This is a genomic window from Psychrobacter sp. YGAH215, from assembly GCF_007280595.1.
Classification (GTDB): Bacteria; Pseudomonadota; Gammaproteobacteria; order Pseudomonadales; family Moraxellaceae; genus Psychrobacter; species Psychrobacter faecalis.
In genome coordinates this window covers 22,843-46,408 of record NZ_VKLR01000006.1, presented here as the reverse complement: position 1 = coordinate 46,408, position 23,566 = coordinate 22,843, and the positions used below count along the sequence as shown (strand labels likewise).

Below are 23,566 nucleotides of genomic sequence, written 5' to 3'. Positions count from 1 at the left end.
ATTATTTTTGACAGGTTCTAAGCCAAACTCTTATTGATAACATTATTCGGTAATGACTTCTGGTTCTACACTGATGGCCTCAAAGCTGGTCGTTTTATTGTTTTGAATAAGATCAATGCTGCTACCACCGCCATGACTGACCAGCTGAATACTGCCATCGTTTGAGCGATAAGTAGGGTTATTGCCTTGGCCTTCTGGCGCACTCAAGGTCATTTTTGGTTTGTTTGGCAGGGTGACGATAGCGTTAAGTACGCCTTTTTCTGAGGTTTCAAAGATAACAAATAACGTCTCACCGCTAGCGCTGCGATAATTGACATCAGTGATTTGCGCGCCTTTGATGGCTTGTTCTGGATTGGGCATTATCGCAGCACTACTTGTTGAGATATCCGCTGCGCTAAGCTCGTTTTCTGATTCATTTGAGCTTGTATCTTGCTCTAAAGTGGCTGCCGAATCAGTAGCGCTTGGCTTTGTTTCTGCAACTTTAGGCGCATTAATATTAGAGCTTACGGGTGTCGTTTGGGTGGTTGTATCAGCAGCAGTCTCTTCGGCGGTTTCAGGTTCTGGCGTCTTTTGGCAAGCACTTAGTAGGGATAGGCCTAATAGAGTGATAGAAATCGCTTTAAAGGATGGTTTTGATTTCACTAAGGTAAAAATATCGGTTTTCATAATAGACAGCTATCCATTTATAATCGTTATTTAAGTGTTTTAAACTTTAAGGCTAGTCTAGCATTATTCTTTAAGCCTGCTTCTATACTGTTATCAATACATGCCTTAGCTTTAAGAGCGTTTTCATAAATATTGATAAAAGTTAGCGTAACGTTAAATTGTTACTTTTTACGCTTTATGCAATCGCGCCCGATTGGGTGATAATCGCGCTAAGGTAACGGCAGATAAAGGCGCAAAGCAGCCGAGCATCATATCTGCTAATGCTTCAGCGCATATCGGGGCTAGCGCATAACCTTTTGCACCCATCGCAGAGAGCGTCCAAATGCGGCGACTTTGGGCAAGTCGTCCGACCAAGGGATGATAGTCAATCGTTTGCGTACGCACACCGGCGCGCGCTTGCCATGCGCTGGTATCGTCTGGCAAGACATTGCTTAATTCAGGAATATCCTCAAGCAATTTGTCATAATTTTGCTGATTTTCTTCTTCGCGGATATCAATACTGGCGTCAGCATCTACAAAGCTGGCACCTAATAAAAACTGTGGCTCATTGTCGCGAATGTTATTTATCTCAGCATCGCCGCTTTGCCCGATAAAGGGCGCGCAATAACCACTATATTTGAGCGGTAGTTTAGGCAAACCCGCAACTTGCTCAGCAGTAGGTGTAAACCAAGATAATTGCCCGCGAATAGTACGGCACTCAACGATACGTTTGTCTAATTGATGGCTTTCATAGGCGGCGCAAATCACTATATTGTCAGCGCAGATAGTGACAGAACTTTGACCATCAATACCGCTTTCTTTCTCACCAATCACCGTCACTTTATTGGCAGCTTCTTTGATATCAGTAACGCTAAGCTGCTGATAATTGATATTTGAGTGCTTAAGGATGAGCGTTTTTAGCGCTTGTGGATTGACCAATCCAGATTTTGGTAAATATAAATTGTCCGTTAAGTCTTTAGTTTTTAAGCCGCTTAATTGCTGCGCCTCTTCAATCGTAACCGTGGTTGCCATTTCATTGGGATAATCGGCAATTTGCACAGTTCCGATATTGGTTTTGATTAGCAAGTCTAACGCGCCTGTTTGCTCAAGTATGAGCGGCGTTTGCTGCAGCGCTGCTTGCCGATTAAAATAACGGTACAACCTGCCGCTATAGAGATAGCCGATAGAGTGCAAGTGCTCATACACATGATGAATGGGTGTCATATTTGGTGCGAGGAGGGCGCGCGGATTGCCAGAGGCGCCAGCAAGCGGCGCGACTTTATCTACTATCGACACAGCCACACCTCGGTTGGCCAGCGTCCAAGCCGTAAGTAGTCCCGCAACGCCTGCCCCAATAACCACTGTATGATTAGGAGTATGGTCATGAGGGTGTGGCAAAACGCAAATATTGTTATCGTCATTCAGTGCTAAAGAATCAGGTAAGAACTCAGTATTGTCCGCCATCGCTGCCGTTAACATTTCACGCTTGCGCCCAAAACCTTTTACCTTTTTAATGCTAAAACCATGCGCTTGCAAGCCACGTTTGACAATACCAGCACAGCTATAAGTAGCGGCCGTGGTGCCAGTACGAGATAAGCGCTGCATCTGGGTAAATATCGACTCCGCCCACAAGCTCTCATTACAAGAAGGCGCGAAACCATCTAAAAACCAAGCATCAACGTAAGGACGATTGATAGCAGTCTCAGTATTTAAAGTAGCTAAGCTCTCAAAACTAGCCAGACTTGCCAAACTATCGCCCGCATCGCCTAACCAAATATCAAGCGTGATATTATCGTCAATAAAGTTTAGTCGATGACAGCCCGCAATCAGCGGTGGGTAGTTGGCTAAAAGCTCTTTAATCAATTCGGCAAGTTCAGGGGCGCGCTGTGCCCATAAAGCGAGTATCTGCGTTAAGTCGTTAAGCGGAATGGGGTATTTTTCAGTGGTGATAAAGTGTAAGCGCGCGCTTGTTAACTGCGGCTGCTGAGCACGAAGCTCACGCCAAAGCTGCCATGTCGCTAAAAAATTCAAGCCCGTTCCAAAGCCCAATTCAGCAATCGTAAAGCATTGCTTATCAGCAAGGTTTGCTAGGCGCTCGGGTAATTGATTATGGGCTAAAAATACATGGCGAGATTCTGCTAAGCCATCAGCGTGCGAGAAATACACATCGCCAAACTCCCCTGATACTGGCACTTGATTGCCAGCATCATCGGTTTGCCATCCAATCTTAGCAGGGGTAATCACATCTGGCGGCGCGGGTTTCTTAGGGGGCTTGGTGGCTTTTTTATAAGTGGCAAGAGAGGTAGAGGTAGGCTTGGATATAGCCGGTTTAGACTCAGGTTTAGACACAAATTTGGACATAAAGCATCACATTTATAGAGGATTTACTACCAGCGGTCACGGCGGACAAACACCAACCACGAAATAAATATCCCAACCAATAAGCTCACTAACACCGTAAATGCGCCGTATAAAAACAATTGACCTTTGCTTTCATAAACCAAAACGTTTACTTGTGTTTGTAAGTCATTGACTTGACGCTGAAGCTGGGCATTACGGCTTAGCAATTCTTGATTGGCTTCAGAGAGCGCTTTAGTTGATGGTTGTAGCTGCGCGGCTAAAGTGTCGCTAATATTGGTCGCAGGCTGAGCACTAGTAGCTTGGTTCGCTGCTGTAGCAGAGACCGTATTTGAAGCAGTATTTGGTAACGCTAGTTGATTAACAGTATTGGGCGCTAATACAGCATTTGGCGCAAGCGGAGCCGTTCTTGCCGCAGGATCAGCATTGGTCACAGTTGGTGCTGCTTGTGCTGATAAGCTAGCAAGTAATAACAAGCTCGCAACAATAAGATTAGCGACGCGGCCAAGAACGTGCTCACTGGTATGATTAGAAACAGAACCATTTAATAATAACTGCTGAATCACGATACTGTTACCTTATTTGCTGGCTTGTCTGCTGGTTTATCTGCGGCGCTGTCAGTAGGTTCAGGTAAGGTCTGCACAAACGGCTTGATATCTACATGGCTATAGACGCCATCACGCAGATAAGGCTCAGCGCTCGCCCATGCTTGCGCAGCATCGAGGGAGTCAAAGTCAGCAATAATCAAGCTGCCTGACATCTCGCTTTTACCGTGTTCGATGGGCGTTGGACCTGCGATAATGAGTCGCTGCTCGCTTTGTAATACTTTCAGGCGGGCAACGTGTTCGGCGCGTGTTACCTGACGTTGGGCGCTGCTGCCAGCAACATCGTGGCCGATAATAGCAAATAAGGACATGGGACTTCCTCAAGTAAATAATATGAATAAAGCACTAATAACCAGAATAAAAAATAATGATGATATCTCTCATTATACTTTTAAGGCGTATATTATGATTGAAATAGCTTCTATTTAGTGGTTTTATCGGTTAATGCTGGATTGAGATGGTTTTTTAATACGGCAAATTGGGCAATCACAAATACCAACATAATTGGAATCCAGCCATAAGTTTTAAAGTTAATCCAAGCCTCATCAGACATCGTAAATGCCGTGATATAATGCAGAATACCCATAAAGGCAAAAAACAGTGCCCAAGCGACGGTCAGTTTTTTCCAGCCACTTAAGGTCAGTGAAAACACTTCTTTCATCGCCAATTGCATGAGTGGCTTATTGATGATGGCACTGACCAATAGCGTAACGGCGAAGATACCGTTGATGATAGGCGACTTCCAGCGTAAGTAGATGTCGTCACGCAATAGCAGCGTGCCACCGCAAAAAACGATGGTTAATAATAAAACGACCCACTGCTGTTTATCAAATTTGCCTTTTTGACGCACAAAATGGATGGCATAAATAATAATAGTGGCCACGAGCAAGGCGCCTGCCGCCGCTAAAATGCCATTGTAACGCGCGGCAATAAAAAACGCGATCAACGGAATGAAGTCTAATAAGGCTTTCATAGCAAATAGGATGTCCAACAAAAAACGTATGGGGTAGTTTACACGTCTACTGCTGCAAAAAAAAGCAAGTAACAGGATAATCATCCGTTATGATCTGCCTTCATGCGTTATCTTCGCCGCATTTCCCCTTTTTTACTGATAATATAGTCAGTAGTGACAGCGTATTTGAATGCACAACACTTTCAACACCTTAAGGCCAGCTTTATGAAAATCGACTTACATTGCCACAGTACTTGCTCTGATGGTACCTATGCGCCGACCGAGGTAGTACAGCGCGCGCACAATGCTGGCATTCATGTACTGGCGCTGACCGATCATGATACCTTGATGGGTATCGACGAGGCGCGCGCAGCGGCTGAGGCCTGCGATATACAATTAATTAATGGGGTTGAGATTAGCTGCGAGCATACACTTAGCGGCGGTTATGGCAAAAATAAATCTACCAATAAAATTATCCATGTATTGGGACTGGACTTCACCGACTTTGATAAAATGCACGCGACGCTGCAGCAATTGCAAGACAGCCGTGCCACGCGCGGTCAACGTATCACTGAAAAACTCAGTGAGCTATTAGATATTGATTATGCTGAACTATGGCAAGCGGTACTCGATAAAGCAGGCGGTAATCCACAAGCGGTAGGGCGTGCGCATATTGGGCAAGTATTGTTTGAGCGCGGTGCGGTAAAAACCGTGCAAAAAGCTTTTGATAAATATCTAGCGGATAATAAACCCGCCTACGTGGCGATTGAAGCATTAACCATGCAGCGCGGCATCGAGCTGATTCACGCTTGCGGCGGCAAGGCGGTACTCGCGCACCCAACCCGCTATCAGCTATCTGCCACTCGCGTACGTAAACTTATCGAAGAGTTTGCACGGCTTGGCGGTGATGCTTGTGAATTACCAGCGAATAGCGAACCAGTTAGTACCCGTAGAATGGTCGATCGTAGTATTGCTGAACACCAGCTTGCCGCCTCTATCGGCAGTGATTTTCATGGTAGTAATATGCCGTGGCGACGTTTGGGTGACGTACCAAACCTTCACCCTGAACAGCAGGGCATTTGGCAGTCATTTGCGACATTGGCTTAGTTAAAAGTATAAACCAAAACTATTATTTAAAATGATAAGTCGATCCTGTGACTCGGCATTGTAAATTGACCATATAATACGCCAATCTCAACTTATCGTAGGCCTTTGGTTTTTATATAATTTAAAATTCTAATTGTTTTAACTGAAATTTTAAAAACTAAGCAAACCAATACCTTAGAAAAATAAGTTGAGAGTGGGGTATATAATTGAAAATCATTATTAAAAATCATTACTAAAAAAACATAGGCCAAAATGAGGTGTCAGATATTGACGCATAAATCACTTAAACAGATTGATAATTAAAAGAAAAATTGCCACACTAAATGCGTCAGTTTAGATCTAACATAAATCATCCTTTTTACTTTCTTATTTGGTTTTAGCTCAATAACTTTCATTATCTGCGGTAGCCCATTATGGCTGTATCGATATCTCATCTAGGCTACAGAAAACTCTCGCGAGTGATTTTTGAGTGGCAAGCTGCTGATAGGGCATCGCTGCTGGCATTGTTTATTTTGCTGGAAGTGTCATCGCATTGGCTATGGTGTTTATTTGTCTGGTGGCGCCAAGATATCTATGGCTCCTACGTAAATATGGATGTGCTGTATCCCTTGTGGATAGGGCTCACCTTGATGGTCCTGTTTTTTTCTTGGATGGTTAGCCGCTTATCGCCGATTAGAAAAGACACGGATTCGTTATATAAGTGGCAAGCGATAATCGTCACGCTTTATAGCCTTTATATTGCCGTGGTCATTTTAGTCATGGGTCACAGTAGTTTGGTCGCGGGAGTATCACTCGTTGGCGGCGCGATGTTAGGTATGATGCTTATACGTCGCCGCTATGTCTGGAAAGCCTTTTTGGGTCATATTGTCCTGATTTTTCTCGTCACTTTGGTTCCCTATTTTGGCTTGACGATACCCAATCTACGTCAAATGACGATGAGCTCTTTTCCTTTAGATGGCTATAGCTATCTTACTTATAGCTATCTTACTTATAGCGAGATGACATCAATTGAAAATGCCATTTCTGCGTCGATTTTTAAAAATGGGATACTGAGTTGGGAGACCTTTAATCAACTGCGTTTGTCTTCAGCATTTTTTTGGCGCACCACTCATATTTATATGGCGCTGCCAAAGGCGATTTTTATCATCTATATGTTTCGCACGCTGCTATTGATATTGGATAACAGTAAAGCTGAGATTATGCAGTATGCCAATCAAGATGAATTGACCCAGTTAAAAAGCCGCCGCTACGGTTTGACGCAAATGCAGCAAGCACTGCTGGCGATGGGCGATAAACAAGATTTTAGCGTGATTTTATTGGACTTAGATTGGTTTAAAAATATCAATGACAATTATGGGCATGACGTTGGCGACCAAGTGCTGTCTGAGGTTGCTCAAACCCTATTAAACTCTTTATCAGAAGAGAGCATTGTCAGTCGCTATGGCGGCGAAGAGTTTTTGATTGTGCTACCCGATACCCAGCATGATAGTGCCATGACCATTGCGAAGCAGCTGCGCCAAGATATTGCGCAACATGTCATCAAGAGCGATGATGGAACGGATTTTAATATCACTGCCAGTATAGGGGTTTATACCCTGACCCATGAGGAGCGCGCCCGTATTCAAAGTGAATATAGGGCTTTGGCATTAGAAGAAAGTACGCAGCCGCTGGCGGAAACGCAGAAATCTCGTAGGCAAGAGGCCGATATTAATAAAGCCCGTACCGACAAAGCTAGCACCAACAAAGCCAGTACGCAAAAAGAAAGCTCGCAAAAAGAAAGCTCGCAAAAAACCCGCGCCCAAAAAAGAATCTCTCATAGAAGAAAACGCGCTGCCACAGAAATATTAAAGGCGCAGCTGCCCAGCGATATTTGTCAGCGCTTAATCTGTATCGCCGATAAAGCCTTGTATGAGGCAAAAGACCGCGGGCGTAATCAGGTGGTCAGTGCCAACCATATGCTCGCGGTAGAAAAAGACAAGATCGCTGTCCTTTATGCGACTAGCTAATAACTTTGAGTAACTTTCGCTACTAGCTAATCATCTGCAATTTAATTGCTTACATACATCACATAAGCAATTAGATAGCCATTCATTCTGATTTTTAGATCGTTATTGATGCTGTGTTTAGATTATGAACCAAACTTGCAAGCACACTGGTCGCAAAGCTACCCGTCGTTAAGGTAAAGCTCAGCACCAAGCTCAGCTCATTATCTATGTCCTGCCATTCCCAACTTAATTCTTCAATCGGTAATCTTAGCGCGCGTCGCTGTGCTTTGATATCGCGCTTCTCTAAGCCTGCTGCCAACTGACTTAGTAATGGACTTTTCTGTACGATATTATTTTCGATAGCGGCTGCTGCGCCACTGACTTTATCATTATCCACGCCCCATAATACCGCCGTTGGATGAATATCGCCGCTGGCAAGTCGCGCTTGCAAAGTGTCGTCCATTACTTCGCTGGCAAATATTGAACCTGAGCCATTCAAATTAAACACTTCACCGGCAAGCCCCGTATTCCAGCTACCATTACGCACCCGCGCTGCTAATATCTCATTAAATATCAAACTACGCGCCGCGGACAATTCCATACTGTTTTGCTCGCGCGGCGCCTGTTTGCGTTTGCTCTTTTTTGGGTTCGGACGACTTTCTGGTACAGGACGCGCAAATAACGCCAATGCTTCTCTGACATTATTACCGTTACGGCCAAAGCGCTGCGGACCAAAATAATTGGGCACGCCCGTTGTGCTGATATGGGCCAAATGCTGCTCAACCGCATCTTTGTCGTTTTGCCTAGAAGATAAACTCTGATCAGACATTGTCGCTGCTAGGTCTAAGTCCGCAAACTGAATGTCACGCAAGGTAATGATAAATTGATTGGCTCGGTGGGTCCCGCGATTGAGTTTTTTATTGTGCCACTGCTGTGCAAGGATAGTAAGCGATTCATTAACGCCGATATCAAGTGGCGCAAATTCAGATTCTGGTAATTGCTTTTTTGGTAGGCGCAGGCTAAACCACTGTGTCGTCAGCGCATGACGGTCTTTTAGCCCTGAGTAACCGACATCTCGCAGTGGAATCTCTGCCCATTCGGATAGTAGTTTAGCCAGATAGACGGTATTCATACCGAGCTTTTCGATATGCAGCCATAAATGCTCACCTTCGCCCGTAAAGTCGAGTGGCAATATCTCATTGACCACAAAATCTGTGGCATAGGCTTTATAGGTCGCTTGCCTTAAAGGCGGCTGCGTCGGCTGTGGCAATTTGGCCGTATCAGTGGCGGCGGTAATATCGATAGTTGAGATATCAAAGGTTTTATCAGTCAAAGGTTTGTTATTAGGAGAATCGTTATTAAATGAGTCGTTAGCAAAATCGTCTTGAGAAGTCATAAAAGGTATCTTTTGTATTGATAAAAAGGGGTAAGAGCAAAACGTTAAAGAGGGAGTAAAGGTAAGTTTACGTTTTGCAACGCAGTCAGTATATAAAAAAATGGCGTCTGGCAATGGGTCTTGCTAGTATCAAAGTATCTGGCAAGACATCTGGTCTTTTAATCACGTATTTTTGGCATTAATATTTTATTTAAAACGCCAATAAAAAGTACATTTGCAGCAGGAAATAATAAATTTTAATAATAACCGTTAAGGATAACTCATGAGTAAAGCAACGATTCATACCGTCACCATTAGCAAAGCCGACATTCCAAATGGTGGCATGAAATCCTATAAACAGGATGACGATAGTATCATTTTAATCACCCGTGATGAGGACGAATTTAGTGCCTTCGATGGTAAGTGTCCGCATGCTGGCGCAGATTTGGGTGAGGGGCTGCGCTGTGGTAATCGCGTCGTGTGTCCGTGGCATCACGGTACTTTTGACAGTCGCGACGGCACGCTATTGGAGCCAGTCGCCATGCGCGGCTTAACCCAATACGAGTTAAGCGATGAGGGCGATAGCATCGTCGTCAATACCGCCGCAAAGATAGATAAGCGCGTGGAAAATGACAAGCTGATGGATACTCATACCATTATCATTGGCGGCGGCGGCGCGGGATTTATGACTGCCAATCAGCTGCGTCATAGTGGCTATGGCGGCAAGATTACGATGATTAGTAAAGATGATAAAGCGCCTTATAATCGTCCTTTATTATCCAAGATGTTTTTGGCTGGTAAAATGAATGAGAAATATTTGATGCTTGGCGGCGCGGATTGGGCGAGTAACAATAATATTGATTTGCGCTTAAACCAAACTGTCAGCGAAGTATTACCAAACGCGCGTACTATCGTCATAAAAGGCGAAGATGGTAAACGTGAAGAGCAAACGGCGGACTTCTTAGTGGTGGCGACAGGCGCTGAGCCAAAAGTGCCACCGTTTAAAGGCGCAGATGCCAAGGGAGTCTATACACTGCGTAGTATGGATGATGCCAAAGACATTAAAGAGGCCAGTGAAAACAAGCAGGTAGTTATCGTCGGTACCGGCTTTATCGGTATGGAAGTGGCGTCAGCATTAATGGAGGCGGGGAAGGTCGCTTCTATTACCATCGTTGGTCGTAGCCCTCGGGTAATGAGTAATATTGTCTCCGAAAGTATCAGTGATGCTCTGATTGGTTTGCATAAAGAAAAAGGCGTGAACTTCGCCTTTGGTGCCAACGTTGCTGAGATAGCGCAAGATAATGGCACAGTGAGCGGGGTTGTCTTGGATGACGGCAACAAAATTGACGCCGACATGATCATATTGGGTACAGGTGTAGCACCGCGTACCGAAATAATAGACGAGGTCAACGATCCTGATGGCGTGCAAGTTAACGATTATTTAGAGCTGCGCGACGGCGTTTATGCGCTGGGTGATATTGCCAAAGCCACCAATCAGATGGGGCGTATGCGTATCGAACATTGGCGCGTGGCCCTGCAACACGGTATCGTTGCGGCCGCTGCTATCTTAAATGAAGACAATGTCAACTCTTTAGCCGAGCGTATTCCATTTTTTTGGACAGCACAGTATGGCAATAGCCTACGCTATAGCGGTCATGCCGCAACGCCTGACCATAGTATTATATTCGGCACGCCGAGTAAATTCGACTGTATTGAGTACTATTTTGATGACGAAGCAGAAAACACCCGTGCAAGTGCTGCTATCTCACTTGGCCGTGATAAAGAGTTGATTGCCTTCTCTGAGCTACTGCGCCGTGATCATGCGCCAACGCGCGCGCAAATCAATGCTGGGTTTGATATTATCGAGCAAGCCCATGCGTTATCGCGCTAGTAGTAAAAACGGATACGTATTATTATAAAGGCTGGCTTGGTTATCCGAGTTAGCCTTTTATACAATAGATTTTTATAAGACATGAATGGAAAAGGAAAGCCGATGCTATGAATAAAGACCACATCACTCAAGAAGCCTTAAACAAAACAACCGTATTTTTACGTCAAGCTGAAGCAAGTGATGTCGACGCACTCGAGCAATTGCTCAATCGCTGTTATCGACAAGCGGAAGGCTGGACCAATGAGGCAGATTTGGTCGGCGGTATTCGTACCACCAAGGATGAGCTATTGGCTGTCATTAATGACCCAAAGCATTACGTTTTTATTTATCCAAAAACCACAACAGGTGAGCGTGATGGCAAAGAAACGGGCGAGCTATTGGGCTGTATCGCGGTCGACATAAAAGATGATGTCGCTACAAATCAGCGCGCGGGTAACCAAAAAGCTTATATCGGTATGTTTGCCGTCTTGCCTGAGCTGCAAGGGCTTGGCGTCGGTCATCAGATACTGCAGGCGGCTGAGACGTTTGCGCAGCGGCATTTACAAGCAAATACCCAAACGCCTGCACAAAACCCTGCGCGTTTAACGATGTCTATTCTCAGTCATCGACCAGAGCTCTTGGCGTATTATCAGCGCCGCGGTTATCAGTTAAATGGCAATAGCATGCCGTTTCCCGTCGACGGTAATAATGGCGAACCTAAGCGCCAAGATTTAGAATTATTAGAATTAGAAAAACTCGTAAGCTAATGATAAGTCAATCAGTTTTACTAAATCTGAAGCCATTCACATCAGAGCAATTAACGTAAAAGCCATTAACCCCAAAAACTGCCAAAGGTCATAAATAAACCCACACTCAATAGGAGAAATGCCACGATAATTAAGCGCTTAAACCAGTTAAAACCGAGCAGGCGCGTGGCATTATCATTGGACATCAAATAAGCAAACAAGCCGATTAGGCTGGCGACCAAGGTCATGATACCAAGACCAATCGGTAAGATAGAAAAATACATCTGCCACACAAGCATCTCGCAACGGTGATTATTAAACGCATCATAGCAGTATCGTGATTGTGCTGTCTGAATTATCTGCCTCTTACGTTTGAAAAACGCTATCAGCATAACAGGAGGTGAAGGTGGGAAAGTTTAAAAAATTGACGCTATTCCTCTTATTTATACTATTTTTTGTCACCTATTCTAAAGCACCTCCTGACAGTACGGTTGAGCAATTGATCGCAGCGCAATATAAAGAAGGTATCAAGATAATGCAGGCTGCTAAAACGAATGCGAGCAATAATAAGAATGACAAAATGGCGCAAGATATAAGCAGTTTGATGGAGCGCATGATGCCAACGCTTGAGCGTGTCGAGAATATCGACTGTAACCGCGTCAAGGGTAACCGTAATTTTAGCTGTACCGCTGATATCACCCAAACGATTGTGGGAAATAGCCAAACTAATAAAACCATATTTAACGTTTATCATGCCAAGGGAGAATGGACGCTGGATAATTAATGGCTTTGATAAATGAAGATTTATATTAGAAACGCCTTAATGACGTCTAATAAAAAAGCTACCTCGTTAAAGGTAGCTTTTTACTCATATTATCTGGTCTATAAAAACTAGCGCATGGTCACAAATTCTTCTGAACCTGTCGGGTGAATGGCAACCGTGTTATCAAAGTCAGTTTTCGTCGCGCCCATTTTTATCGCCACCGCAAAGCCCTGAATCATCTCATCGACACCGTAGCCAATACCATGTAAGCCAATAACCTTTTCTTCTTCACCCAAGCACACCAGTTTCATCACGCACTTTTGACGATGCTGGGTGACTGCGCTATACATAGAGGTAAATGTTGATTTATAGCATTTGATATTTTCTTTGCCATGCTGCTCAACGGCGTCGATTTCAGACAAGCCAATCGTACCGATAGCAGGGTGGGTAAAGATGACCGTCGGTATCAAGTCATAACTGAGATGCTCATTGGTTTTATTGTTAAATAAGCGCTCTGAAAGCCTGCGACCGGCAGCGATAGCCACTGGCGTCAAATCAATGCTGTTTTCGATAATATCGCCGACCGCGTAAATGCCTTTGACATTGGTGTTTTGAAATTTATCGACTTTAATTTTGCCAAATTCAGTGGTCTCAACGCCGGTTACTTGCAAGTTGATATTGTCGGTTGAGGGCGCACGTCCAATCGCCCAAATCAAGCAATCTACCGTATCAAGGCTACCATCTGCGGTACATAACGTCAGGCTACCATCTTCATTTTTATGAATCTCAGTGAGTGTGGTATTGGTATGCAACTGGATACCGTCTTGCTCCATCTCTATCAGCAAGGTTTCAACGATAGTATGGTCAAATGAGCGCAGCGGCGAATGTTGACGCACATACTGATGCACCTCAGCACCAAGGCTATTGAGCACGCCAGCGATTTCGACAGCGATATAGCCAGCGCCAACGATGGCAACCCGTTTTGGCATTTCATTTAACGCAAAAAAGCCATCAGAATCGATGCCGTATTCTGCACCTTTGATGTCGGGGAGAATCGGATGACCGCCAGTAGCGATCAAAATATGATCGGCGGTAATGAGCTCGCCATTGACCTCGACAGTGTTAGTATCGACAAAGGTAGCAAAGCCTTTTATCACTTCAACGCCATTTTTCGCCAGATTATTATCATAAGAGCGATGAATGTTTTCGATATATTGTTGGCGGCTATGGATCAGTTTTTGAAAGTCAAAACCTTTGACCTCGACGTCAAAGCCATAATCTGGTGCATATTTTTCGATGGCTTCGGCCACTTGCGCGCCGTACCACATGACCTTTTTGGGTACGCAGCCTAAGTTGACGCAGGTGCCGCCCAACTGCTCAGCTTCGATAATGGCGCATTTTTTGCCATAGCTTGCAGCGCGGTTAATTGATGCAATACCGCCGCTACCGCCGCCAATGGAAATATAATCATAATGTTTAGTCATTGTTATGTCTCTTGATTTGGTTTTTATTAGGAAGGTTGTGAAATTGGTATTTATAGGGAATAGGGTAAATATTAGCCTTTTTAACCCTACAAAAAGTATGCTTGATGATACCATGAAGTGTGACTGGTTTTAATAAGGAAAACTCATGCATATCGTTATCTTAACTCTGACTTTCGCGCTACCTGGCTGTAGCTCACTCAAAGAAAAACGCCAACGGATGGGCGGCTTGCATGCACGCTTTGGCAATATCCCAAGCGTCGCGGTCTGTGAGAGTGGTGAGCGTGATCGGCATGACGCCAGCGAATGGACGTTTGTGATCGTTGGATTATCCAAACGTGAGGTCGAGTCGCAATGCAGCCAAATCGAGGAAAAAATAGAACGGACAATAGATGCGCGGGTGATGGATGTTGAGAGGGAGTTTGTTTAGGAGGATATATTAAAGGATGCTTTCTGAACAGCGACTCTGATTAAAAGAATACAGTTGGATGCTTCAATTGAGAGTTAAGTAAATATTTTGACTCTAGAAAACGAACTATAGTTTATTTGTTGATAGACTTTTGTTTTTTGCTATGATAATCTCTTTCAGCAATTCAGAAACATTACTTACATTTCAGTTACATATTCAATTATATATTGCTATCAATCGGGGTCATGCAAGATATAAATTTACGGTAGTAAAGCTCTAAATTTATAACTTCATGATTTTAATTGAGCTATTTAATTTGACTGTATTTCTCAACTAGGACGTTTAATGAAAACTGTTAATAAAATAAAAAGTGCTTTAGTTTTGACTACTATTACAACTTTAGTAGGTTGTACCACTGTAGCTGATATGGCAGGGTACGATACTGCTACGTTAAATACTAATGCGGCTAAAAGTTACTCTCAAGTGGTTTCTAAAGCCAATGGTCAAGGCGCAGTAGATAATACTTCTGCCACTGCTATTCGAGTTAAAAATGTCTTCAATCGTATGAAGCCTTATGCCGTTCGTGCTAATACAACAGGTGTTCCTTTTGACTGGCAAGTTACCGTTATACGTTCACCTGAATTAAACGCTTGGGCAATGCCTGGCGGTAAAATGGCTTTTTACACCGGTATTGTAGAAAAGTTGAAGTTAACAGATGCAGAGATTGCTGCGATCATGGGACACGAAATGACCCATGCATTATCTGAGCACAGTAAAAAAGATGCTGGGCAAAAAATTCTGACCGGCTTAGCTCTTCAATTAGGCGGTGCTGCGATACAGGAAAAAACAGGACTAAATGCTGAGGCAATGAGTTTAATTAGTGACTACGGCCTTGATAAGCCGTTTTCTCGTAGTCAAGAATCACAAGCCGATGCTGGTGGTTTACGTTTGATGGCACAGGCAGGCTACAATCCAGAAGCTGCAATTGCAGTATGGCAAAAAATGGAGGCAGCCAATGGTCGTAGCAATGCGATAGTTACTTTGATGTCTACGCATCCAAACTCTGGGCAGCGTATCGCTAAAATTCAGGCCCTGTTACCTGAAGTTATGCCAGTCTATCAAGCGGCGGCTAAAGCACCTGCTAAGGCAACTACTGGAGTAACTACTAACGCCACTACTACTAGAACTATTAAACGTAAATAACTCAGTAAGTATTCAAAAAAGTAAATGTTACCACAAAAGGTAAGTCAAACGACTTATCTTTTTTTTGCAAAAGGATATGTACAAGTGGCTGATTTGATGGTTATCTTATGTCTTAAGGGCTAGGTGTGGCAAGCTGTACTCATTTGGCAATACGCCAAGCGTCGCGGTTTGTGAAAGTGGCAAGCGTGATCGGCATGATGCCAGCGAATGGACGTTTGTAATCGTTGGCCTGTCTAAACGTGAGGTTGAGTCGCAATGCAGCCAAATCGAGGAAAAAATAGAACGGACGGTAGATGCGCGGGTGATGAATGTTGAGAGGGAGGTTGTTTAGGTAGCTTGAATTTGTTTTCCATCTGAAGAAGTATGATAAATTAAGTTATTTACATTACAATGAGAATTTCATGATGGCTAGAGATGCTATAAAAGAAATAATGGAGTTAAAATCAAGAAATGAGTTTGCGGACAAGCATCAGTTTTATTTAAGACTTTATTCATTGCAAGAGTTACTGAAAAATAATTCTAATAAAGGTCATTTAAGTGAAGAAGTTTTCAAATATATACCCATAGCTCTGGTTGCCTGTATGGAAGGGCTTTTTCGCTCTCTATATGCAGAAATTATAGATTATGGAGAACCTTACTCGAATAATGTCGAAAAATTTAATAATTCAAATAAAAAATTTGACTATAATATAGTTAATGCTATTCAGAGTAAAAAATTAACAATTGGTGAGTTCATTTCGCACACACTATCTTGCAATAATATAAGTGATATTGATAATAATATCTCAATATTATTAGGAATAAAGTTCTTACATGAACTAAATAACTTTGAAACTCAAAGTGTTTTTGATGAACAGAGACTAATCAATAGTAGTTTTAAAAATAATGCTAATGAAATTCTAAAGAGTGTTGTTACTGTATTTGAATTAAGACATATATTTTGTCATGAGTTTGGGACAAAGGTAGAAATTAATGAAGATATTATTCAAGAGGTATTTTCAAATACTAAAATATTTTTGGAAAATACTACTGATTTCATTCATTATAAATTATATCCAGATGCCCCAGAAACACAAACTGACATGAACATTCATGCTCACAACGAGTTCGATCAAATAGAGATAAAGCTTGAAGGTTATATCAGTAAATTAATAAATAAAGATTTTACTGACATGCTAGATTTTGACAAAGATTTATTTAAGGAGTCTATCCTTAAATGGAAGAAATATCGCGAAAGCGAGGCGAAGTATAAGTCTAGCGTAGTTGAAGGTGGTTCTATGCAGCCTATGATTTATTCTATGAGTATGCACACTACTACATTACGGAAAATTAAAGAGTTAGAAGAAGATTATCCTGAGTTATTTCAACTTTAACTAATTTCGTAAATGTTGCGTCGAGAAGCGAGATTACCTACATCCTATTTATAATCAGAAAATTACAGATTTTTCCTACATTGGGAGACCATCGCATATTCTGTGTAACTGCCATTTAGATTAAATGCTTACTGATACGGTCATCAAAAAAGGCCACTCCCTAAAGAGTAGCCTTTTCATCAATTATTACCTAACTTCTATTAACTCACTTCTTTCATCTTTTGCTTAAGCATAGGCTTTAAGAACTCGCCAGTATATGAACCTTTGACTTCTGCTACTTCCTCAGGCGTGCCTTCCGCGATTATCATGCCGCCGCCTTTACCGCCTTCAGGGCCAAGGTCAATCACCCAATCAGCCGTTTTGATAACGTCAAGATTGTGCTCGATGACCACGATAGTATTGCCTTTATCGCGCAAGGTGTGAAGGATATTGAGCAGCTTATCGATATCATGGAAATGCAGACCAGTGGTTGGCTCATCCAAGATATACAGCGTCTGTCCGGTATCACGCTTGGCAAGCTCACGTGCCAGCTTGACGCGCTGCGCTTCACCGCCTGATAGGGTTGGCGCTGATTGACCCAAACGAATATAGCTCAGACCAACGTCCATCAGCGCTTGCAGGCGACGATGAATCGCTGGAATCGCTGAGAAGAATTCAGTCGCATCTTCAACCGTCATATCAAGTACGTCAGCGATGTTTTTACCTTTATAGTGAATCTCTAACGTCTCGCGGTTATAGCGTTTGCCATGGCAGGTATCGCACGGCACATACATATCCGGTAAGAAGTGCATCTCAACTTTGATAAGGCCATCACCTTGACACATCTCACAGCGCCCACCTTTGACGTTAAAGCTAAAGCGACCCGCTTTATAACCACGAGCGCGCGCTTCTTGCGTTTGCGCAAACATCTCACGCACTGGCGTAAATACACCGGTATAGGTCGCAGGGTTTGAGCGCGGCGTACGGCCAATCGGGCTTTGGTCGATATCGACCATTTTATCCAAATGCTCAAGACCGCTAATACTGTCATGCTTATCAGCGATAAGCGTTGAAGCATTGTTTAGCTGGGTGGCAGCGATAGGCATTAAGGTGCGGTTAATCAAGGTCGATTTACCAGAACCAGAAACCCCTGTAATACAAGTCATAATGCCAATCGGTAAGCTTAAATCGACATTTTTTAAGTTGTTGCCTATTGCGCCTTTTAGCTCAATCGACATCGGTACTTGTTTGGGTTTGGCTTTACCTTTTGCTTCAACTTCAATGGTTTTGGCTTTATGACGAATACTTGGAATCTCGATTCGTTTCTCACCAGACATATATTGCCCTGTGAGCGAGCCCTTGGTTGCCATAATGTCATCAACCGACCCTTGGGCAATGATATGACCGCCATGAACGCCCGCGCCGACACCGATATCAATCACGTGATCCGCTTGGCGAATGGCATCTTCATCATGCTCAACAACCAGCACGGTATTGCCCAAATCGCGTAAGCGCGTTAAGGTTTTTAATAAACGATCATTGTCGCGTTGATGCAGGCCGATTGATGGCTCATCGAGCACATACATGACACCCATCAGACCAGCACCAATCTGGCTGGCAAGACGAATACGCTGCGCTTCACCGCCTGATAGCGTTTCAGCAGAGCGGGCAAGGGTTAGATAATCAAGCCCAACACTGACAAGGAAGTTAAGACGTTCATTAATCTCTTTAAAGATTTTTTCGGCGACTTCACCTTTATGACCGCCAATCTTGAGCGTTTTATAATAGTCAGCAGCATCACCGATAGACAGCTTAACAACTTGGGCTATGGTTTGATCGTCAACGCGAACATTGCGTGAGATTTCATTCAGACGCGCGCCATCACAGACGTTACACGTGGTATCAGCGAGATATTTTGCCAATTCATCACGCACAAGGTTGCTTTGAGTTTTGGCATAACGACGTTCTAAATACGGCAGTACGCCTTCAAATGGCACAGTTTTATTGGTTTTACGACCACGCTCATCGGTAAAGTTAAAGGTCAGCTTTTCTTTACCCGAGCCCTGCATAATGATATCTTGCTGCGCTTTTGGCAAATCTTGCCATGGCGCATCCATATCAATTTTGAAATGATGGCAAACGGTCGATAGCAAACCAAAGTAATAGGCGTGCCGCTTATCCCAGCCATTAATCGCCCCTTGATTGAGCGATTTTTCATGATGGGTAATTAGCTTATCGCTTGAGAAATACTGACGTTTACCGAGACCATCGCAACTTGGGCAAGCACCATAAGGGTTGTTAAAACTAAACATCCGTGGCTCAAGCTCAGAGACGGCGCGATCACACACAGGGCAAGAATGCTTGGCTGACATGACTTGATTTTCGTCGCCGCCTTCTTTTGGATTGCCATCCATAAAGTGTAGCGTGACCAGACCTTGACCCAAGCGTAGGGCAGTCTCGAGACTTTCAGCGACGCGGTTGCCCAAGTCATCACGGACTTTAAAGCGGTCAACGACGACTTCAATCGTATGCTTTTTCTTCTTATCGAGCGTTGGCAGCTCATCGGTATCATAAACATCACCATCGACGCGCACACGTACAAAGCCTTGTCCAATTAATTGCTCAAGCAAAACCGTATGCTCACCTTTACGCTCACGAATCACCGGTGCCAGTATCATTAGCTTGGTGTCAGCAGGCAACGCCATGACTTGATCGACCATCTCGGTGACCGATTGCGCCACCATTGGCTCACCATGCTCAGGGCAGTAGGGCGTTCCGATTCGTGCATAAAGCAGACGCAAATAGTCATAAATCTCGGTAATCGTCCCAACGGTCGAGCGCGGGTTATGGTTGGTAGATTTTTGCTCAATCGCAATCGCTGGCGACAAGCCCTCGATACTATCGACTTCTGGCTTTTCCATTTGTGAGAGGAACTGACGCGCATACGCCGACAAGCTTTCAACGTAACGACGTTGCCCTTCGGCATAAAGCGTATCAAACGCCAAGGACGACTTACCAGAACCTGATAAGCCAGTGATTACCACGAATTTATCGCGTGGAATGTCTAAATCGATATTTTTTAGGTTGTGCGTACGTGCGCCGCGTATTGCAATATGGTCATGTGCCATCGTTGATAGGTTTCCTATTTGCTAATGGTATATAAAATCTAAACGTTAAATATAGTTAATGAATGGGCTGTTAAGAAGATGTTTGGTTGTTAAGTTGCTATGGCTTTATAAAAATCTGTCGTTATCACGAAATTTTCTTAATAAAACAACAGTTATAAAATAGATTTTCATACGCTAATTTTTTCATAAAGCGTCAGTGATGTAGGTTTATATAAGCGTAACGTTCAAACCTAACTTAAGTCTTAACCTTGAAATCATTAAAACAATCTAAATGAAATGTTTGTTAACTAACATAAGTGCTTTGTTATAGATTGAATTAAGCTTTGTTTTCCAGTTTTTTCAGCATAGTTTTCGAGAAAATGTCGGTTTTGAATATTGTTAGTTGTAAGCACGGCTTTTTTAAGTATTACTTGTTTATGTCATGCCACTTTAGATTTTATTATTTTAAATATCGTATTTCTTAAAAGCTTGGCTGCTTTAAAAGCCATTATACTTGCTATAAATCTGTATCATTAAAATCAGTCTAAAAGCTGCCGTACAGTCAAGGCAAGTATCTTGTCAACGTCTTACTTTATTGTCATGGCAGCGGCATTATTCAAGGTGTAATGAGTCATTAAATGCACTTGGTAACAAAATTATCGCCTCTATAAAAAGCGCAAGTAGAAGCCAACCGTGCGGCTGCAGCAGTAAGATAAAAGTTTCGGCAAGCAAACGGCGAATGACTTATACTAGTGGGCTTAATTTGTAGGCTAACGCCTTGATAAAGGCGTGATAATACCAGCAAGCCGCAGTGATAAACCAGCAATGATGAACCAGTGAGGCAAGTATGAATAGCGTAGAAAAACGGGCAATTCTCGGGGTCGGTGGTATCTTCGCTTTGCGGATGATTGGCCTGTTTATGATTGTGCCCGTGTTTTCGGTGTATGGTGATAATTATGCGCACGCAACGCCGTTTCTGATTGGTTTGGCGGTCGGTATTTATGGGCTCGGGCAAGCGATTTTTCAGATACCGATGAGCCTTGCCGCGGATAAGTTTCCGCGTAAGCCGATTATCTTTTTGGGTCTGATATTATTTGCTATTGGCGGCATCATCGCTGCCAATGCCACTGATATCTACGAAGTCATTATCGGGCGGGCGCTGGCAGGCAGTGGCGCGGTATCGGCGGTATTGATGGCACTACTTGCTGATGTGACGCGTGAAGAGATGCGCACCAAAGCGATGGCGACCATGGGTTTGACCATTGCCACCTCTATTATGCTGGCCTTTGCCTTTGGGCCTTTATTGGTCGGCTCGCTAGGTATCTCAGGGCTGTTCTGGCTCACCGCTGGTTTCGCTGTTTTAGCGATGTTGCTATTATTGTTCGTACCGACGCCGCTACGGGTGCTTAAGCACAATCTCGATAACAAGTCGATTGGTCAGCAATTGGCAGATGTGCTAAAAATTGGTGATTTAAACCGTTTGCATATCGGTATTTTTGCCCTGCATTTAACCATGACGGCTATCTTCGTTATCTTACCGCATCAACTTAGTGAAGTACTTGGTTTATCGGTACGTCAGCAAGGTTTGGTTTATTTGCCGTTATTATTTATTGGTTTTGCCGTAGCGATACCCTTTATTATTATTGCTGAAAAGAAGCGCAAAATGCGCCAAGTATTTTTGGCAGCGATTGCGTTAATGACCGCGGCTCTGGCATTATTAGCACTTGGTAGTCAGGTCGGGGTTGGTATTATTCTAGGCTTGTTGCTGTACTTTATGGGCTTTAATTTACTCGAAGCGACCATTCCCTCATGGATATCGAAGCGTGCGCCCGTTGCAAATAAAGCCACGGCGATGGGGCTAAACTCATCGAGTCAGTTCTTTGGTGCTTTTGTTGGCGGGGCGATGGGCGGTTTATTATTAACCCAGCCAAATCTGTTGGCATGGGGTATCTTAGCCGTCATTATGGGCGCGGCATTGCTGCTGATTATTCCGATTGCTGATCCACCGTATTTATCAAGCACCACGGTGACCATTCCCAAAGATATTAATATCCAAGACTGGTCACGGCAAATGCTGGCGGTAGATGGCGTTGATGAGTTGGTCGTGATGGCAAAAGAGCAGGTCGCTTATTTAAAATTGGATAAAACGCAATTGACAGATTCTGCACGACAAGAACTGTCGCATTTAGCGCAAAGCCCCCTAGATATTTAACAGAAAAATGGTTAAAGTGAAGTCATATTACTGCTAGTATTCATACTCTATATTAAATACTCGATTAAAGCTGGCAAACAAATTATTTATAAGTAAAAGGACGATATTATGCGTGGAGTTAATAAAGTTATCATCATCGGTAACCTTGGAGCAGACCCCGAGGCTCGCCAATTCAGTAATGGCGGTAGCGTGACCAACATTTCGGTTGCCACCTCAGAGCAGTGGACTGACAAGCAAAGCGGTGAAAAAAGAGAAGCGACAGAATGGCATCGCATTTCATTGTTCAACCGTCTAGGCGAAATCGCAGCGCAATATTTGCGTAAAGGCAGTAAGGTTTATATCGAAGGTAGCTTGCGTACGCGTAAATACCAAGATCCTAACGGCCAAGACCGTTATATTACCGAGATTCGTGCTGAGCAAATGCAAATGCTCGATGGTGCGAGCGGTGGTAGTAATGATGGTGGCAGCTTTGGTGGCGCTCAAGGCTCGAACCAATATCAGAACCAAGGCGGCTATGGCAATCAGGGCGGCGGTTTTGCTGGTCAGAACCAAAACCAAGGTGGCCAAAATAACTTTGGCCAACAGGGAAATAACCAACAAGGCGGTTATAACCAAGGCGGCGCTCAGGGTAGCAACCAAAATAGCTTTAATAATCAAAATGCGCCTGCACAGCAGAACCAATTTAATAAACCTGCCCAAACAAAGCCGACGGCAATGCCTGACGGTCCGGTAGATGATGATATTCCGTTCTAGGATGCACCTTAGACCATAGTGTTGATTAAATCAGAGAAAAGAGCCTACATTTAGAGGCTCTTTTTTTTATATGATAAATTCTATTTAATATAAAAGTTTATTTTTTTGGAAATAGTTATTTGCTTACTGGCATTTATTATTAAATATCAATCAATACTTGTGGCGGTTTATATTTTTGTTTATATTACTGCTACTTACGATTTTTATTACGCATAAGTTTTTAGTAAAAATCCAACTCGGTTATAGCCTTAATATAAAAGTGGAGTTTACGATGAACAAAAATAACGTCATAGATTTAAATAGTTTAAACGTTGATGAGCTACGCGCGATTACTGAAAATGCGCAGCAATTGATTGAAGAAAAACAGCATCAGCGTTTATATGACGCCTATATGCAGTTTGAAAAAATCGCTGAAGAAAGCGATGCCAGCATCGAAGAGATTTTGCAAGCAGGCGAGAAGCTTGAGAAAAAACGCAGCATTAAATATCGCAATACCGATAATAATGAAGAAACTTGGACTGGGCGCGGACGCAAACCAACTTGGTTGGTAGATGCACTAGCGTTAGGTCGCAAGCTTGAAGATTTTGCCATCTAGCCATTTAAAAACTCTTGGTTAAAGGCTTATTCTATTCTGCTTTCATGT

21 protein-coding genes are annotated in these 23,566 nt (G+C 43.4%); 12 read left to right on the top strand and 9 right to left on the bottom strand.

The genetic code is table 11. The features are described from left to right. Positions 1-42: 42 nt before the first annotated feature. The 5 genes from FOR85_RS02860 to ispZ all read right to left on the bottom strand — a co-directional run bounded on the left by FOR85_RS02860 (position 43) and on the right by ispZ (position 4,581). Positions 43-666 carry a hypothetical protein gene (locus tag FOR85_RS02860; protein WP_144296629.1) on the bottom strand — a complete coding sequence of 208 codons (624 nt, stop codon included), beginning with the start codon at positions 664-666 and terminating at the stop codon, positions 43-45. Between the two features lie 168 nt (positions 667-834). Next, complete coding sequence (mnmD, locus tag FOR85_RS02855) at positions 835-3,006, bottom strand: tRNA (5-methylaminomethyl-2-thiouridine)(34)-methyltransferase MnmD (RefSeq protein ID WP_144296628.1); 2,172 nt, start codon at positions 3,004-3,006, stop codon at positions 835-837. Positions 3,007-3,032: 26 nt separating this feature from the next. Continuing rightward, positions 3,033-3,569, bottom strand: coding sequence for a hypothetical protein (locus FOR85_RS02850; RefSeq protein ID WP_223808483.1), 537 nt, complete (start codon positions 3,567-3,569; stop codon positions 3,033-3,035). Beyond that, entirely contained in the window at positions 3,566-3,919 is a 354-nt protein-coding gene (locus FOR85_RS02845) for a YciI family protein (RefSeq protein WP_144296627.1), read from the bottom strand. Before FOR85_RS02845 ends, FOR85_RS02850 begins: the two co-directional genes overlap by 4 nt. A 110-nt stretch (positions 3,920-4,029) precedes the next feature. Further along, positions 4,030-4,581: a septation protein IspZ gene (ispZ, locus tag FOR85_RS02840; protein WP_144296626.1), complete on the bottom strand. Its 552-nt coding sequence runs from the start codon at positions 4,579-4,581 to the stop codon at positions 4,030-4,032. Positions 4,582-4,785: 204 nt separating this feature from the next. Here ispZ and FOR85_RS02835 point away from each other — a divergent pair, with 204 nt between their 5' ends. Continuing rightward, complete coding sequence (locus FOR85_RS02835; RefSeq protein WP_144296625.1) at positions 4,786-5,667, top strand: PHP domain-containing protein; 882 nt, start codon at positions 4,786-4,788, stop codon at positions 5,665-5,667. Between the two features lie 413 nt (positions 5,668-6,080). Next, entirely contained in the window at positions 6,081-7,673 is a 1,593-nt protein-coding gene (locus FOR85_RS02830) for a diguanylate cyclase (RefSeq protein WP_144296624.1), read from the top strand. Between the two features lie 94 nt (positions 7,674-7,767). Here FOR85_RS02830 and truD read toward each other — a convergent pair whose 3' ends face one another. Next, positions 7,768-9,048 (bottom strand): tRNA pseudouridine(13) synthase TruD, encoded by a 1,281-nt coding sequence (truD, locus tag FOR85_RS02825; protein ID WP_144296623.1) that lies wholly within the window; start codon positions 9,046-9,048, stop codon positions 7,768-7,770. Between the two features lie 262 nt (positions 9,049-9,310). Between truD and FOR85_RS02820 the strand changes: the two genes are divergently transcribed. Then, entirely contained in the window at positions 9,311-10,918 is a 1,608-nt protein-coding gene (locus FOR85_RS02820; protein ID WP_144296622.1) for an FAD-dependent oxidoreductase, read from the top strand. Positions 10,919-11,025: 107 nt separating this feature from the next. Further along, complete coding sequence (locus tag FOR85_RS02815) at positions 11,026-11,664, top strand: GNAT family N-acetyltransferase (protein ID WP_144296621.1); 639 nt, start codon at positions 11,026-11,028, stop codon at positions 11,662-11,664. Between the two features lie 65 nt (positions 11,665-11,729). On the opposite strand, the gene FOR85_RS02810 is transcribed toward FOR85_RS02815, so the two are convergent. After that, positions 11,730-11,942, bottom strand: a complete 213-nt coding sequence (locus FOR85_RS02810) for a hypothetical protein (RefSeq protein ID WP_068403915.1) — start codon at positions 11,940-11,942, stop codon at positions 11,730-11,732. Positions 11,943-12,049: 107 nt separating this feature from the next. Here FOR85_RS02810 and FOR85_RS02805 point away from each other — a divergent pair, with 107 nt between their 5' ends. After that, positions 12,050-12,427, top strand: coding sequence for a hypothetical protein (locus tag FOR85_RS02805; RefSeq protein WP_223808482.1), 378 nt, complete (start codon positions 12,050-12,052; stop codon positions 12,425-12,427). Between the two features lie 107 nt (positions 12,428-12,534). Here FOR85_RS02805 and gorA read toward each other — a convergent pair whose 3' ends face one another. Next, positions 12,535-13,890, bottom strand: a complete 1,356-nt coding sequence (gene gorA, locus FOR85_RS02800; RefSeq protein WP_144296620.1) for a glutathione-disulfide reductase — start codon at positions 13,888-13,890, stop codon at positions 12,535-12,537. 145 nt (positions 13,891-14,035) lie between these two features. Between gorA and FOR85_RS02795 the strand changes: the two genes are divergently transcribed. The 4 genes from FOR85_RS02795 to FOR85_RS02780 all read left to right on the top strand — a co-directional run bounded on the left by FOR85_RS02795 (position 14,036) and on the right by FOR85_RS02780 (position 16,872). Continuing rightward, positions 14,036-14,317, top strand: coding sequence for a DUF503 domain-containing protein (locus FOR85_RS02795; RefSeq protein WP_144296619.1), 282 nt, complete (start codon positions 14,036-14,038; stop codon positions 14,315-14,317). Between the two features lie 324 nt (positions 14,318-14,641). Then, on the top strand, positions 14,642-15,499 hold the full coding sequence (locus FOR85_RS02790) for a M48 family metallopeptidase (RefSeq protein WP_144296618.1): 858 nt from the start codon (positions 14,642-14,644) through the stop codon (positions 15,497-15,499). 133 nt (positions 15,500-15,632) lie between these two features. Next, positions 15,633-15,830, top strand: coding sequence for a DUF503 family protein (locus FOR85_RS02785; RefSeq protein ID WP_223808493.1), 198 nt, complete (start codon positions 15,633-15,635; stop codon positions 15,828-15,830). 70 nt (positions 15,831-15,900) lie between these two features. After that, positions 15,901-16,872: a lysozyme inhibitor LprI family protein gene (locus FOR85_RS02780; RefSeq protein ID WP_144296617.1), complete on the top strand. Its 972-nt coding sequence runs from the start codon at positions 15,901-15,903 to the stop codon at positions 16,870-16,872. 200 nt (positions 16,873-17,072) lie between these two features. On the opposite strand, the gene uvrA is transcribed toward FOR85_RS02780, so the two are convergent. Further along, entirely contained in the window at positions 17,073-19,979 is a 2,907-nt protein-coding gene (gene uvrA / locus FOR85_RS02775; protein WP_144296616.1) for an excinuclease ABC subunit UvrA, read from the bottom strand. An 826-nt stretch (positions 19,980-20,805) separates the two neighbouring features. On the opposite strand from uvrA, the gene FOR85_RS02770 reads away from it, so the two are divergent. The 3 genes from FOR85_RS02770 to FOR85_RS02760 all read left to right on the top strand — a co-directional run bounded on the left by FOR85_RS02770 (position 20,806) and on the right by FOR85_RS02760 (position 23,518). Beyond that, a complete protein-coding gene (locus FOR85_RS02770) occupies positions 20,806-22,170 on the top strand; it encodes an MFS transporter (protein WP_144296615.1) in 1,365 nt (454 codons plus the stop codon). Positions 22,171-22,278: 108 nt separating this feature from the next. After that, complete coding sequence (ssb, locus tag FOR85_RS02765) at positions 22,279-22,923, top strand: single-stranded DNA-binding protein (RefSeq protein ID WP_144296614.1); 645 nt, start codon at positions 22,279-22,281, stop codon at positions 22,921-22,923. Positions 22,924-23,194: 271 nt separating this feature from the next. Next, entirely contained in the window at positions 23,195-23,518 is a 324-nt protein-coding gene (locus FOR85_RS02760; protein WP_144296613.1) for an H-NS family nucleoid-associated regulatory protein, read from the top strand. The last annotated feature ends 48 nt before the right edge of the window (positions 23,519-23,566 follow it).

Bases quoted from the DNA above. Each gene is read 5' to 3' on its own strand.
- FOR85_RS02860 (WP_144296629.1), bottom strand. From the start codon at position 666: ATGAAAACCGATATTTTTACCTTAGTGAAATCAAAACCATCCTTTAAA.
- mnmD (WP_144296628.1), bottom strand. From the start codon at position 3,006: ATGTCCAAATTTGTGTCTAAACCTGAGTCTAAACCGGCTATATCCAAG.
- FOR85_RS02845 (WP_144296627.1), bottom strand. From the start codon at position 3,919: ATGTCCTTATTTGCTATTATCGGCCACGATGTTGCTGGCAGCAGCGCC.
- ispZ (WP_144296626.1), bottom strand. From the start codon at position 4,581: ATGAAAGCCTTATTAGACTTCATTCCGTTGATCGCGTTTTTTATTGCC.
- FOR85_RS02835 (WP_144296625.1), top strand. From the start codon at position 4,786: ATGAAAATCGACTTACATTGCCACAGTACTTGCTCTGATGGTACCTAT.
- FOR85_RS02830 (WP_144296624.1), top strand. From the start codon at position 6,081: ATGGCTGTATCGATATCTCATCTAGGCTACAGAAAACTCTCGCGAGTG.
- truD (WP_144296623.1), bottom strand. From the start codon at position 9,048: ATGACTTCTCAAGACGATTTTGCTAACGACTCATTTAATAACGATTCT.
- FOR85_RS02820 (WP_144296622.1), top strand. From the start codon at position 9,311: ATGAGTAAAGCAACGATTCATACCGTCACCATTAGCAAAGCCGACATT.
- FOR85_RS02815 (WP_144296621.1), top strand. From the start codon at position 11,026: ATGAATAAAGACCACATCACTCAAGAAGCCTTAAACAAAACAACCGTA.
- FOR85_RS02810 (WP_068403915.1), bottom strand. From the start codon at position 11,942: ATGCTTGTGTGGCAGATGTATTTTTCTATCTTACCGATTGGTCTTGGT.
- gorA (WP_144296620.1), bottom strand. From the start codon at position 13,890: ATGACTAAACATTATGATTATATTTCCATTGGCGGCGGTAGCGGCGGT.
- FOR85_RS02795 (WP_144296619.1), top strand. From the start codon at position 14,036: ATGCATATCGTTATCTTAACTCTGACTTTCGCGCTACCTGGCTGTAGC.
- FOR85_RS02790 (WP_144296618.1), top strand. From the start codon at position 14,642: ATGAAAACTGTTAATAAAATAAAAAGTGCTTTAGTTTTGACTACTATT.
- FOR85_RS02780 (WP_144296617.1), top strand. From the start codon at position 15,901: ATGATGGCTAGAGATGCTATAAAAGAAATAATGGAGTTAAAATCAAGA.
- uvrA (WP_144296616.1), bottom strand. From the start codon at position 19,979: ATGGCACATGACCATATTGCAATACGCGGCGCACGTACGCACAACCTA.
- FOR85_RS02770 (WP_144296615.1), top strand. From the start codon at position 20,806: ATGAATAGCGTAGAAAAACGGGCAATTCTCGGGGTCGGTGGTATCTTC.
- ssb (WP_144296614.1), top strand. From the start codon at position 22,279: ATGCGTGGAGTTAATAAAGTTATCATCATCGGTAACCTTGGAGCAGAC.
- FOR85_RS02760 (WP_144296613.1), top strand. From the start codon at position 23,195: ATGAACAAAAATAACGTCATAGATTTAAATAGTTTAAACGTTGATGAG.